The organism is Rhodococcus sp. ZPP (assembly GCF_017656075.1).
GTDB classification, from domain to species: Bacteria; Actinomycetota; Actinomycetes; order Mycobacteriales; family Mycobacteriaceae; genus Rhodococcus_F; species Rhodococcus_F oxybenzonivorans.
The window spans coordinates 1529358-1542216 of record NZ_CP058638.1; the positions used below are offsets into that span (position 1 = coordinate 1529358).

General features: G+C 62.4%; 9 protein-coding genes and 1 pseudogene. 5 read left to right on the forward strand and 5 right to left on the reverse strand.

Going from position 1 to position 12859, the window contains the following annotated elements:
- Nucleotides 1-240 precede the first annotated feature (240 nt).
- Nucleotides 241-954 carry a carboxymuconolactone decarboxylase family protein gene (locus tag HYG77_RS07200; RefSeq protein ID WP_230990112.1) on the reverse strand — a complete coding sequence of 238 codons (714 nt, stop codon included), beginning with the start codon at nt 952-954 and terminating at the stop codon, nt 241-243.
- Between the two features lie 294 nt (nt 955-1248).
- Between HYG77_RS07200 and HYG77_RS07205 the strand changes: the two genes are divergently transcribed.
- Nucleotides 1249-1932 (forward strand): TetR/AcrR family transcriptional regulator, encoded by a 684-nt coding sequence (locus HYG77_RS07205; protein WP_244373524.1) that lies wholly within the window; start codon nt 1249-1251, stop codon nt 1930-1932.
- Between the two features lie 101 nt (nt 1933-2033).
- Here the strand turns inward: HYG77_RS07205 and HYG77_RS07210 are convergent, their stop codons facing one another.
- The 3 genes from HYG77_RS07210 to HYG77_RS07220 are packed head-to-tail and all read right to left on the reverse strand — an operon-like array spanning nt 2034 to nt 4170.
- Nucleotides 2034-2810, reverse strand: coding sequence for an enoyl-CoA hydratase-related protein (locus tag HYG77_RS07210; protein WP_208962287.1), 777 nt, complete (start codon nt 2808-2810; stop codon nt 2034-2036).
- Nucleotides 2807-3688, reverse strand: coding sequence for an enoyl-CoA hydratase-related protein (locus HYG77_RS07215; RefSeq protein ID WP_208962288.1), 882 nt, complete (start codon nt 3686-3688; stop codon nt 2807-2809). The genes HYG77_RS07210 and HYG77_RS07215 overlap by 4 nt, the downstream gene beginning before the upstream one ends.
- Nucleotides 3685-4170, reverse strand: a complete 486-nt coding sequence (locus HYG77_RS07220) for a nuclear transport factor 2 family protein (RefSeq protein ID WP_109328115.1) — start codon at nt 4168-4170, stop codon at nt 3685-3687. The genes HYG77_RS07215 and HYG77_RS07220 overlap by 4 nt, the downstream gene beginning before the upstream one ends.
- A 508-nt stretch (nt 4171-4678) precedes the next feature.
- Here HYG77_RS07220 and HYG77_RS07225 point away from each other — a divergent pair.
- The 3 genes and pseudogenes from HYG77_RS07225 (at nt 4679) to HYG77_RS39475 (ending at nt 9141) form a co-directional block, all read left to right on the forward strand.
- On the forward strand, nt 4679-5413 hold the full coding sequence (locus tag HYG77_RS07225; RefSeq protein WP_208962289.1) for a flavin reductase family protein: 735 nt from the start codon (nt 4679-4681) through the stop codon (nt 5411-5413).
- Nucleotides 5413-5871: a hypothetical protein gene (locus HYG77_RS07230; protein ID WP_208962290.1), complete on the forward strand. Its 459-nt coding sequence runs from the start codon at nt 5413-5415 to the stop codon at nt 5869-5871. The genes HYG77_RS07225 and HYG77_RS07230 overlap by 1 nt, the downstream gene beginning before the upstream one ends.
- Nucleotides 5872-5927: 56 nt before the next feature.
- Nucleotides 5928-9141 (forward strand): annotated as a pseudogene (locus HYG77_RS39475) (carboxyl transferase domain-containing protein).
- Nucleotides 9142-9192: 51 nt separating this feature from the next.
- On the opposite strand, the gene HYG77_RS07245 reads toward HYG77_RS39475, so the two are convergent.
- Nucleotides 9193-10395: an MFS transporter gene (locus HYG77_RS07245; RefSeq protein ID WP_244373526.1), complete on the reverse strand. Its 1203-nt coding sequence runs from the start codon at nt 10393-10395 to the stop codon at nt 9193-9195.
- Between the two features lie 431 nt (nt 10396-10826).
- Here HYG77_RS07245 and HYG77_RS07250 point away from each other — a divergent pair, with 431 nt between their 5' ends.
- Nucleotides 10827-12785 (forward strand): NAD(P)/FAD-dependent oxidoreductase, encoded by a 1959-nt coding sequence (locus HYG77_RS07250; protein ID WP_208962292.1) that lies wholly within the window; start codon nt 10827-10829, stop codon nt 12783-12785.
- The last annotated feature ends 74 nt before the right edge of the window (nt 12786-12859 follow it).

A 12859-nucleotide genomic window follows, 5' to 3' on the forward strand; every position in this document is an offset into this window, starting at 1 on the left:
GATCCGAAGTCCACCACTCCACGGGGCACTATCTGAGCGGATCCCTGACGGAGACCGAAGAACCGATCAGCGACGTGATGAATGCGTGCCATAGTTCGGCGGCTGGCGCGACCCTCGATCGCTGACCGCTCCATCACCTCCGTCGCGACTCGGCAGAAAGTCCAGACGATATGTCACGACCGGTTGCGCTCAACCGTGGTTGCGATCTCCTCAACCCTGGTTGCGACCTCATAGAGACGGTCAGCGCACTCCCCTGTGCGGTGGCGCGTGGGATGCGATCAGGAGGACCTCCAGTATCGCGATACGGCCGGCGCCGAGTTCGATCGCATTGCGCAGGTGCAGCTTCATGCCGGGAAGAAAACGATGGGTCGGCGTTGCATCCACCGCCAGGGCGATAAGTTCTTTGGTGACGGCGCGCACGTTTTTCGTCTTCCATGGGAGACCGCAATACTCGCAGAATGCAGCGAATCCTTCGGGAGAGATCCGTATCAGCGCAGCAAGGAAACCAGGTAGCTCATCCTCTAGACGCTGACGGTAGGGGTCGCTTCCTACGTATCGCTCCCAAAGGAGACGCTGGTCGGCATCGAGCGCTGAATCCGCCTGCTCGTTGTGCCGTTCCGAGGTGAGAGCGTGGAGGTGTTCGGCGGTTGCGAAGAGGGTGTGCACTCCGAGCCCCGACACCAGCATGAGGACCTCGTGGACTTGGTTCGCGGTCGCTCCCAGGTCGAGCGCCTCCTGCATGTAGCGTTCGGCACCCACGATGTCCAGAGTGGTGACGGACGCGCGAACCGCGAGTTCGACTAGCGCGCGGGTCAGCGGGTCCAACGGTTCCCCGTCGCCGACGTCATTCAGGTACACGTCGGCGACGGCGCGCAGGTGATCGAGCGAAACTTCATCGCGGATGGACGGTACCGACGGCCGCGCGGAGTCGGGCGGGCCCTCGGACTCGGTCACCGCGGGACAGCTTCCGTGTGCAGCAATCGGACGATAACGGCGGCTTCATCGGGACAATGGCGAGTACCGCACACCATGGAACCACCGACGGACGTGATCCGCTCCCCGGGATCGGTATTCGTCATGTCGGCCTCGCTCATGAGTCGGTACAGCGGCTTCTCGGGTGAGGCCGCAGAACTCGTGTTTTCCGCCTTCCGACGCTATGCGATCGCGAACACCGTGTCAATCAACGTTGAAGTAGATTTACATCAACGTTGATGGATTTCCCGTCTTCCGCCGCGTAGCATCCCCTACGTGGCCAGAACACCAGTGACGAGAAGCAGCGGAATGAGCCGGCGCCGCCGTAGCGCGCAGAATGACAGTAGCCCCAGCTATCAGGCGAAACGCCGAGAACTCCTCCAAACGGCGGCTGATGTGTTCCAGGAAAAGGGTTACGACGCCGCCACGTTGAACGACATTGCGGAGCGTTTCGGAACCGATCGGGCCTCGATCTACTACTACTTCGCCAGTAAGAAGGAATTGTTCCAGGCCCTGTTTCAGGACGTTGTGATCGGCGTTCTCGACGATAACGTTTCTGCTGGAACAGAGATCGCGGAGATCGACGCCGACGCCCCTGAGAAGCTCCGTCGACTCGTCGAATTACTGATGCTCTCGTACGAGAACAACTATCCCTATATCTACCTGTATATCCAGGAGGACATGGCGAAGCTCGAGTTCCAGTCGACTCCATGGGCCAAGGACATGCTCCGTAAGACGAAGCGTTTCGAGGCAATCGTCGCCGGCGTCCTCGAGCAGGGGGTGGCAGAGGGAACCTTTCGTGAAGATGTTCCCACTGCGCTGATGGCGAAAGCGTTGTTCGGGATGATCAACTGGACCCATCGGTGGCTCAAGCCTGGCTCGCACAGGGTTGACGCAAGACAGACCATTGATGCGTTCTGCGCGCTATTCTTCCAGGGCGCACTGGCCAAGCCCGCTTAGATCCGTGCAGCCTTTCGCTGTTTGCTGTTTTCGAGCGGGTGGGGTGCCGTGAGCACGCGACCTACATCGCGGCCCGCGGCACGTCCACAACTGTTCCTCGTCTACCGGCCGGTCCACTGCGGCTTTCGCTTCTCGGCGAACGCCGCTCGCCCCTCGAGCCGGTCGGCACTGGCCGCATACGCTTCGATGGGTTCGTAGCGGGTCGCCAACGCGATGTCCAGGGGCCAGTCCAATCGGGACAGCACGGCATCCTTGGCCGCCTGCACGGCGAGCGGGGATGCGGCCGCGATACGCTCGGCCCACTGGTCGGCGGCCTTACCGAGTTGCTCGGGTGCGACGACTTCGTTGACGAGTCCGTACCGTTCGGCGTCGACGGCAGTGATGCGGTCCCCGGTGAGAATCATCGCCATGGCGATGTGATGCGGGAGTTGCCGAATCGCGCGGTGCATGATGCCTGCCTCGCCGATGATTCCGACCTTCGTTTCCGGGATACCGAACTGGGCGTTGTCCGCCGCCACAATGACATCCGCGCACATCGCCAGTTCGAATCCGCCACCGACGGCGTACCCCTGGACGGCGGCAACGAGTGGTTTGCGCAGCTTCAGCAACGGACCTCCGACGCCGGTGAGTCCACCGCCGAGGGCCATCCTGCGACCGTCGCCTTCCGTGCCGCCGCTCACGTCGGCGCCGGCACAGAACGCCTTCTCCCCGGAGGCTGACAGGACGGCCACCCACAGGTCCGGGTCGGCGTTGATTTCGGTCCACGCCTCGTACAACGACTGGTCCATCTCGGCATTGATCGAGTTCAACGCCTTGGGGCGATCGAGTGTGACGCGTGCGATGTGGCCATCGCGGGTAAACCTGACTCCGCTGCTCATGAGGTTGCCTTTCCGGATGGTACTGACGAAGTGGAGAGAGGGGCATCGACCGGCGCACGGTACGAGGCAATGGCCGCCTTCAGGCCGACCTCGGCAATGAAGGCACGAACCTGCGCCACCGATGGCGATAGATGTAACAGCGCGTCCATTTCTGCGCCACCCTGTGCGGCAGTGCGTACGCCCATGGCCTCCATAGCGCGGTTGACCGACAGTTTCTTGATGCGCAAGAGGTCGGAGGGAACCCGGGCTATTTGGGCGGCGAGGCGTTCGACAGTCTCGACGACTGTGTCTGCCGGAACGGCTCGGTTGGCCCACCCCCATTCGACCGCGGTGTCACCGTCGATCGAGTTGCCGGCGATGAACGCGAGTCCCTTCGCCCGTTTGGGTCCGACCAGCGGCGCCCACAGCGGGGCTATGTATCCCCCACCAAGCGGCACAGCCGGTTCACCGATGCGCGCATCATGCGCCACGATCGTGAGATCGGTGAATACACACATCTGAGTGGCGCCCGCGATGCAGTAACCGTGGACCGCCGCGATCACCGGTTTAGGGTGATCCCAGATGGCGAGGTAGCGATTGACGTTGCGCGCGAGCCGTTCTCGATCCGACACCGGGTCCTTGGTGGTGGTATATTCGCCGACCTGGTCGATGTCGTAGCCGGCGGAGAAGCCCTTTCCTTCGCCGCGGATCCCGACGACGGGACCGCCGGTGGTGGCGAGACGCTCGAGGGCGTCGCTGAACTCGTCGAGGAGCGCATTCGACAGGGCATTCGCTTTGTCCGGGCGGTCAAGGACGATCCAACTGATCGGCCCGCGGTGCTCGACACGCAAGTGCTGGTACTCGGTGTCTACTGTGGCGGTTGTGGTCGGCGTGGTCATGCCGAGGCACGTCCGATCGGGATCTGCTTCTTGACGTGGAAGTCGACGACGCCTGCCGCGCGCAGTTCACGGCGGGTGAAACGCCAGCCGTGCTCGTCGTCGCGCACCAGAACATCGTGGTACTGGCCGAAGAAGTGGCCGTCCGGCTTGCCTTCCTTGGTGTACTGATGCCACGCATACAGCACCGAACGGACGGTCGCACTGCGCATTTCCTCGTCGAAGTCGACAACGACGTTGGAGACATGATGACTAGTGGCGGTGAAGAAGGTGCCGATTCCGTCGAGGGTCTTTCGATAGGCGTCGCGTCCCTCGGCGCCGAAATCGGGTCCATACGCGACGTAGCAGTCCGACGTGAACAGGGCCGCGAGATCGTCGGGCTGGTTCATGTCGAGGTAGTACGCGTAGTCGTACAACACTCGTTCGACTTTCTGGGCCTCGACGAGTTCGGTCAGTTCTCGACTCGACAGTGCACTGGTAGTCATGATCTTCCTCCGATGTGATGGGGCGATGTGCTGAGTGCGGATTCCTCGGTGCCAGGCGTGTACTGGCGGTGAAGCTGCGCTGAGGCGCCTCTGGACGAGAAACTACCAACAAGCTACACAGATTTTCAACGCTTGTGTAGACGCACTTGCTCCCTATTCTTCGACCATCCCGTGTCCCAGGATCATTATCTGAGCACTTCACGAGGCTTCTGGCGTCACGCACACGCTCCATCTGGCATCAACATGCTTGTTGAATTTTATCAACATAACAGTTGACACGGCATGAAGGTCGATGCGACGATCGTCCTTAGAGCGACGCACGTCACATGCCCGACCGAGACGAAGACTTGGTGCAGTTCCACCTCGAACAGACCGGGGTGATCGGAAGGCGCTCGGAGCTCGAGGACGGCATGGCAGCACAGCGGCCAACCCATACTCGGAAACCAGACTCAACGCAAGCACACACACCGATCAGGCCTTTGGGTCCTGAGCCGAGAAGGACAACCCGATGACACTCACCGACACCAGCACAGTGATCGACCCGGGACATTTCCGGACTGTGCTCGGCCACTTCCCGACCGGCGTCGTGGCGATCACCTCCACTGATTCCGCGGGAGGGCCGGTCGGCATGGCCGTCGGCTCCTTCACATCGGTATCGCTGGATCCCGCGCTGGTCGCGTTCCTCCCCGACAAAAGTTCCAGCACCTTCCCGAAGATCCGGGAATCCGGTCGCTTCTGCGTCAACGTGCTCGGCGCCGGCCAACAGGACGTCTGCCGAAGTCTGGCAATGAAGGGATCAGACAAGTTTGCGTCGATCTCCTGGACGCCGACCAATCGCAACAATCCTCGAATTCACGAGTGCATCGCCTGGATCGACTGCACAATCGAAACAATCCACGACGCCGGTGACCATTTCCTGGTGATCGGTCGGGTTACCTCGCTCGAGGTCGATGATGCCGCCTCACCGCTCATCTTCTTCCAAGGTGGTTACGGCTGTTTCTCGTCGACCTCCCTCACCGCACCCGGTGAGGCTGACCTGCTGCGCCCCCTCAGCATCGTCGATCAGGCACGTTCGGAAATGGACGCGGTCGCCCGCGAGCTAGGAGTCGAATGCTGCGCCTCGGTCGCGATTCGGGATCAGCTGGTCCTGGTCGGCAGCAGCATGGCAAGCACTCTACCGACGTCGCCACACACCCGACTCGGGCAGCGAATGCCCTTTGTGCCCCACTCGCCCTCCCACTGATGGCATGGTCCGAGGGACGCGAACGAGACAAGTGGATCGGACGCGGCGGCGAGGCTCTCGATCGTGCCCTGCTCGAGCAGGCGATATCCCGTGTCCGCGACCGCGGCTGGTCACTTGTGCTTCGCAGCGACGCACAAGTGCGGTTCGAAGGGGCCGTTGCGCGTCTGCCGCTTACCGGTGCCACGGGCGATCTGGCATCTGATGTCACCGAGGCCGCCCGTGCCCTCAGTCTGGAGGGATACGAGCCAGCCGAAATCGAACCCGCTGCCACCTATGACGTCCGAATCATCACCGCGCCCGTATTCGGTGAAGATTCCCAACCGGCGCTCCTCTTGAGCCTCTACCAGCTCCCCCGCCAACTGTCCGGGGCGACGGTCGAACAGTATCGGAATCGATTGATGACGGCGGCCGAGAGGGTCACCGCGAGGCTGGGCGGATGCACGCCCACCGCAACCTGATCATCCTCGAGAAGGGGACGGTTTCCGCCGACCCAGTGACAACGAAGGGAAAGCGATTGCCGGGCTTACTCATCGCTAACCGCGGCGAGGTCGCTTTGAGGATCATCCGCACCGCCCGCAGATATGGGCTTCGCACCGTCGCGGTTCACAGCGTCGACGACTCCGAAGCAACCCACGTCCGTGCGGCCGACGAGGTGCGTCCGCTGGCGAGTTGCGGCGTGGCTGCCTACCTCGACATCGATCAAATGGTCAACGCAGCCATCACGTCCGGATGCACCATGCTCCATCCCGGATACGGATTCGCGAGCGAAAATCCGAAACTGGCCGACGCCTGTGCACGCGCAGGTATTACATTCGTGGGACCCGACTCCGAGACACTCCGGCTCTTCGGTGACAAGTCGGCGACGAGGGCTCTGGCCGAAGAGATCGGAGTTCCTGTCCTTCCTGCGACAAATGGTGCGACGGGTCTTCCGGAAGCGCTGGCCTTCATGGAAGCGCACTCGGGCGGCCCGGTCATGGTGAAGGCTCTCGCTGGTGGCGGCGGCCGCGGAATGCGGGTCGTGACAAACTCCGCCGACATCGGACAAGCGCTCATTCGTTGTGGATCCGAGGCGCTGCGTGGTTTCGGGCAATCACAAGTCTATGTCGAGCGCTATCTTCCGCGGGCGTGGCACATCGAAGTTCAGGTGCTCGGCGACGGTGCCGGCGACCCGATACACCTCTGGGACCGCGACTGTACGATTCAGCGCCGCCATCAGAAGCTCATTGAGATCGCGCCTGCTTCACATTTGCCGGACCCGACGCGATCGGCTCTTCTGCGCTCCGCACTCGATCTCGCGCGGGCCACACACTTCCGAGGTGTCTGCACATTCGAATTCCTTGTCGATGCCGACAATCCCGACCTCTACTACTTCATCGAAGGAAATCCACGGCTGCAGGTCGAGCACGGTGTCACCGAAGAAATCACGGGCGTCGACCTGGTCGCAGCCCAGATTGCCATAGCGGAGGGGGTGTCGCTGACGGACCAGGGTCTTTCCCAGGAGGCCATCGGAAACCCGCGCGGAATCGCTGTCGAAGCGCGAGTCACCCTCGAGCCCGCGGTCTCCCCCACACAGAAGATCACGCGGTTCGACCTTCCGGCCGGATCCGGTATACGGGTGGAAAGCCACGGCTACGCAGGTATGCAGGCAACCAATGCCTACGATCCGCTCCTGGCCAAGATCATCGTTCACCGGCTGTGCGCGACCTTGGCGCAGGTTCTGGTTCACCTCGAGGCCCAGCTGCGTCGTAGCGTCATCGAGGGGGTGCCCACCAACCTGGCGCTGCTGCGGTCGGTGCTGGCCGACCCTGCGATTCCGCGTGGTGCGATGACGACGAGCTTCGTCGACGATTACCTGCTCGGATCATCGCGCGTACCGGTGTCTGCAGAAGACACACAGGCGACCGACCTATTCGCACCGTCGGCCGGAACGGTGGTTTCGATCGCCGGCGAAACCGGGCAGTGGGTTGAGCAGGGGGAACCGGTAGCAATTCTCGAGGCCATGAAAATGGAGCATGAGATAACCGCCCCGGCCGCCGGACGACTGGAGAAGGTGACTGTGCAGGTCGGTGACTTTGTCGCCGAGGGAGTCCAGGTCGCAACGCTCGCGGCGGTCGCCATCGACGGCCAGCCTGCGCCCGCCACAACCGCCACTTGTGGGCTGCCCGATCTGGACGACATCCGTTCCGATATCGCCGAAATCAGAGATCGCCACGAGGCCGATCTGGACGCCGCCCGTCCAGAAGCCAGCGCACGAAGGCACCTGGCCGGGAAACGGACCGCCCGCGAGAACCTCGCAGACCTTTCGACCCGCACTCCTTTCGTGAATACGGCCCGCTTGTCATCGCGGCGCAACGTCGACGGCGGACGCTGGACGACCTCGAAGCCAATACACCTGCCGACGGCCTCGTCGCCGGATTCGGCAGGGTGAGCGCAGCCGAGTCCGACGCGCAGAACACCCAGGTCGCCGCCCTCGCGTACGACTACACCGTGCTGGCGGGAACCCAGGGACTGCAGAACCACAAGAAGGCCGAGCGGATGTTCGAACTCGCCCGGCGACGGGGAACACCGGTGATCATCTTCGCCGAAGGGGGCGGCGGCCGTCCCGGGGACACCGACAACCAGGCCAAGGCAACCGGGATGGACCTGGGAACGTTCGTCGCGCTGGGTCGGCTCAACGGACACGTTCCGACGGTAGGCATTGCGGCTGGCCGTTGCTTCGCAGGCAACGCGGCACTGCTCGGTGCCTGTGACGTCGTCATCGCAACCGGCGACGCGAACATCGGGATGGGCGGCCCGGCCATGATCGAGGGAGGTGGGCTGGGGACGTTCGCGCCGGAGGCTATCGGGCCCGCCCCGGTCCAGGCGGCCAATGGAGTCGTCGACATTCTCGTCGATGACGAGGCTGCGGCCGTAGCCGCCACCAAGAAGTACCTCGGCTACTTCCAGGGCTCTGCCCGTCAGTGGTCCTGCGCCGATCAACGTCGATTGCGCAACGCCGTACCCGAGCGACGATATCGGGTGTTCGATATTCGTGCGCTCATCCACACCCTGACCGATGAGGAGTCGGTACTCGAGCTTCGAAAGGAATTCGGGCGAGGAATGGTCACGTGCCTGGCTCGGGTGGAGGGTCGACCGATGGGCATCGTCGCGAACGACGGACGTCACCGCGGCGGCGCGATCGACAGCGACGGGGCCGACAAGATGGCGCGCTTCCTTCGGCTCTGCGATACCTATGAACTGCCGATTGTGTCCCTCTGCGACACCCCCGGATTCATGGTAGGCCCCGAAGCAGAAGAGACGGCTATGGTGCGGCATGTCAGCCGACTGCTTGTTACCGGCCCAAATCTCGCTGTTCCGTTGTGCGCGATCGTAATCCGCAAGTCTTACGGACTCGGAGGGCAGGCCATTGCCGGCGGAAGCTTTCGAGTTCCGGACGCAATGCTCGCTTGGCCGACTGGAGATCTCGGCGCTATGGGGCCCGAAGGGGCAGTGCGGCTCGGGTTCCGCCGAGAACTCGACGCTATCGACGACCCGAACGAACGCGAGCAGACCTTTCAGTCTCTATTGGCCGACTACGAGGCCAGGGCCGTGCCACGAACGCAGCATCGGTCTTCGAGATCGACGATGTCATCGATCCGGCCGACACCAGAGCGTGGATCGTGCAGACCTTCGACCGCGCCAACAGCAAACCCGTTGAACGGGTTCGGTGGCATCTCGACACATGGTGATACAGCGGCGGAAGCGCCCGCCCCCCGAGGGAGGCGGGCGCCCGCTCACCGTCAGTCTTCGAGCGCCGCGCGATGCTGGTCCCGATCGACACCGCGGATTGTGAGCAGAGCGATCGCGCTGATCACGGCGCAGCCGAGTGTGTAGTAGGCCGCGGACAACGGATCACCGGTCGCCGAGGCCATCCACGTGATGATGTACGGCGCCGTGCCTCCGAACAACGCCACCGAGAGCGCGTAGGTGACGGAAATTCCGGTGGCTCGGTTTCGTGTGCGGAAGCGTTCGGAAAGAAAGGCCGGCATCGGTCCCCCCACTGCACCGATAAGCACCCCAGCGAGCGCAAGCGCGGTCAGACCACCCGCGAAACCGAAGTTGAGCATGGCATAAAGGGGATAGGAAAGCACCACAACGGCCACTGAACCCCCCAGTAGGACAGGACGACGCCCCACTCGATCGGACATGGCACCGAAGATCGGCATGGAGATTGCCGCGATGATCCCGGTGATCAACGCGAGCAGGTAGGAGCGTTCGAAGGACATCTCGAAGCTTTTCGACAAGAACGCCGGCATCCCGACCATGAAGGTGTTTCCGACCGCGTTGTAGACGACGACGGCACCCATCGTGACGAGAAAGTAGATCAACGAGCGTCCTTGCGGTGCCGACGAAACCTCCGACGACGGGTCATGCGCTGCGCGTTCGATAGCCATGTGCTTGAAGTGCGGTGTCTCGTCGACGCGCATCCGCAGATAGAGGATGACGACACCCATTGGGGCGGCGAGCAGGAAGCCGACTCGCCATCCCCACGACGCCAACTGAGCGTCGGAAAGGGCAATCGCCAGCACTGTTGCCACTCCACCACCGAGAACGAATCCCAGTGTGGTTCCCACGAAAGACCAGGACCCGTACACCCCGCGTTTGTTCGACGGTGCGGACTCCACCATCAGTGAAACGGCGCCGCCCATCTCACCACCGGCCGACAAGCCTTGACCGACACGGCAGAGAGTGAGCAAGATCCGCGCCAGCATCCCGATGTGGGCGTGCGTGGGCAGGAGTCCTATAACCGTGGTGGACGCGGCCATCAGCCCGATGATCATCGCCAGTACGGGCCGGCGTCCGATTCGATCGGTCAAACGACCAAAGACGACAGCACCGACAGGACGCAAGAAGAACGCGAGCGCGAAGATGAGAAACGTCGACAGGATCGCCGTCGTCGGATTGCCGGAAGGGAAGGACAGCGGCGCGAAAATCGGTGCCATATATGCGTAGATAGCGAATCGTACCATTCGACGAGGTTGCCGAGAGACCCGGCGATCAGCGCCTTCCGGGAGGCGCGCAGATCGAGCACCCTCTCGGTAGAGGAGTCCGAGGTAATGGCGTGAGTCATTGCGATTCCGTTCTGGTGAGAGCCAGCGAACCACCTAGTGGGATCGGCTGACACTGGTGTGTGATACACGGCACAGCCAGGAATGAGGCTGGCACATCCACCATTCCCTGTCAACGGCGATGTAGATAGATTGCCGATCGTGCCCCGCACTGCATTCACTCGATTTTCAACTCACACGTTGACAGACGGCGCGACCGGCTGCGACCATGGCATCAACGAATAATCAACGCGAACGTTGAACGAGTCGTCATCGCTTGATTCTCTGCCGCTACAACGTTCGGCCCCCGCGAGAGGTAGTCAGATATGCAGACAGCCAGTCCGGTCACATCCGCAACCGCGACCGAGTCGAGTCAGTTCAACCCGGACGGCCTCAGTGAGTCCGAGGTACGGACTGCGGTGTCCATCGCGAATGTCCCCGCTCTGCTGATGGTGGTCTACCAAATGACCGGAGAGGAGAAGTGGCTCGAGCAGCCCTACCGCCCCACACGCGGTAAGGGTCTCGGCGACCACGACTCCGGAGGACTCACCGAGGAGATCCAGGAGGAAATCCGCCAGGCGGCAGTGCAGGCAATCCTGGACTTCCAGGCCGGAGTCAAGCCCGCGATCGAGGCACCGACAGCTGAACAGACAGTCCGGATGATCAGCGTCTGCATGGGCGAGCCGGTCGCAGACCAGTACGGCCCGATGTTGTCGCTCGAGCTGGCGCGCCGCGCAGCGCCGAACGCCCCCGAGCTCGCACTCCCCCCCGTCGAACCACCCGTCGGATTCAACGTCATCGTGATCGGCACTGGTGTCGCCGGCATCGCAGCAGCTCATCAGCTCGAAGACATGGGCATCGATTACATAATTCTCGAAAAGCAACCGGAAGCCGGCGGCAACTGGTGGCAGAACACTTACCCCGGCGCCGGCGTCGACACCCCCAGCCACCTGTATTCCTTTTCGTTCGCCAAGAACGACTGGAACACCCACTTCGAACTACGCAACGAACTTCAGGAGTACTTTGGGCGCGTCCTCAAGGAGGTCGGCGGCAACGAACGAGTCCGGTACAACACCGAAGTTCTCGCCGCGACCTACGACGAGACGTCACGAGGGTGGCACGTTGAGGTACGAAACGCTGACGGATCGATCGAGACCTTGCGCTCCAATGTCGTCATCAGTGCTGTCGGTGTTCTCAATCGACCGGTAACACCGAATCTCCCCGGCATGGAGAGCTTCCGTGGAACGAGTTTCCACTCAGCCAACTGGCCCGAAGGACTCGAGGTCGAAGGCAAGCGGGTCGCCATCGTCGGTACCGGCGCCAGCTCGATGCAGATCACTCCCGCCATCGCGGATCGGGTCGAACACCTGACGGTCTTTCAGCGCTCACCACAATGGGTGGCACCCTTCGAGAAGTTCCGGATGCCCATCCCCACGGAACTTCGGCGACTGTTGCAGTCGTGCCCCCTTTATCACAGCTGGTACTGGATTCGACTGTTCTGGCAGTTCGGCGACAAGGTCATCGAGTCCCTGCGCGTCGATCCTGAGTGGGAACACCCCGAGCGGTCTGTCAACGCTCGGAATGATGCGCACCGTGAGTACTTCACGCGGTACATCACTGCGCAGGTCGGCGACCGTACCGATCTCCTCGACAAGGTGATGCCCGACTACCCCCCGTTCGGCAAGCGCATCCTGCTCGACAACGGTTGGTACGAAGCCCTGCGTCGGGACAACGTCGACCTCGTCAACGAATCGGTTGCCGCCGTGACCGAGACGGGACTCGTCAGCGCATCCGGAGCCGAGATCGACGCCGACATCATCGTCTGGGCTACGGGGTTCGAGGCCGCCCGCTTCGTCTCCTCGCTCGATGTGCGCGGAGTCGATGGACTGTCCCTGCGAGAAGCATGGAATGATGACGACCCACGGGCGTACCTGGGCGTCTCGGTTCCCCAGTTCCCCAACTTCTTCATGCTGGGCGGCCCGAACTCCTTCCCTGGTAGCGGCAGCTTCATGTTCTTCATGGAAGTTCAAATGCGGTACATCCGGGGCCTACTGACCAAAATGTTCGAACAGGACATCGCCGCCATCGACGCACGAACCGATGCAACCGAGCAGTACAACGAGCTCGTCGACACCACCCACGCCCGCACCGTCTGGACCCACCGTGGGATGTCAACCTACTACCGCAACTCGCGCGGACGAGTCGTCTTCGTCATGCCGTTCCTCAACGTCGAGTACTGGGAGATGACGCGACGGCCCGATCTGGAGAACTACACAGTCAGATGATGATCGAACATCAGTGAGGGACTGAAGTCCGCCGCGCGCGACTCACCCCCGAAGCCGGTGCCGGTGCTGGAAAC

Coding starts and splice junctions, on each gene's coding strand:
- HYG77_RS07210 (WP_208962287.1), bottom strand. CDS start 2,810: ATGAGCAGCGGAGTCAGGTTTACCCGCGATGGCCACATCGCACGCGTC.
- HYG77_RS07215 (WP_208962288.1), bottom strand. CDS start 3,688: ATGACCACGCCGACCACAACCGCCACAGTAGACACCGAGTACCAGCAC.
- HYG77_RS07220 (WP_109328115.1), bottom strand. CDS start 4,170: ATGACTACCAGTGCACTGTCGAGTCGAGAACTGACCGAACTCGTCGAG.
- HYG77_RS07225 (WP_208962289.1), top strand. CDS start 4,679: ATGACACTCACCGACACCAGCACAGTGATCGACCCGGGACATTTCCGG.
- HYG77_RS07230 (WP_208962290.1), top strand. CDS start 5,413: ATGGCATGGTCCGAGGGACGCGAACGAGACAAGTGGATCGGACGCGGC.
- HYG77_RS07245 (WP_244373526.1), bottom strand. CDS start 10,395: ATGGCACCGATTTTCGCGCCGCTGTCCTTCCCTTCCGGCAATCCGACG.
- HYG77_RS07250 (WP_208962292.1), top strand. CDS start 10,827: ATGCAGACAGCCAGTCCGGTCACATCCGCAACCGCGACCGAGTCGAGT.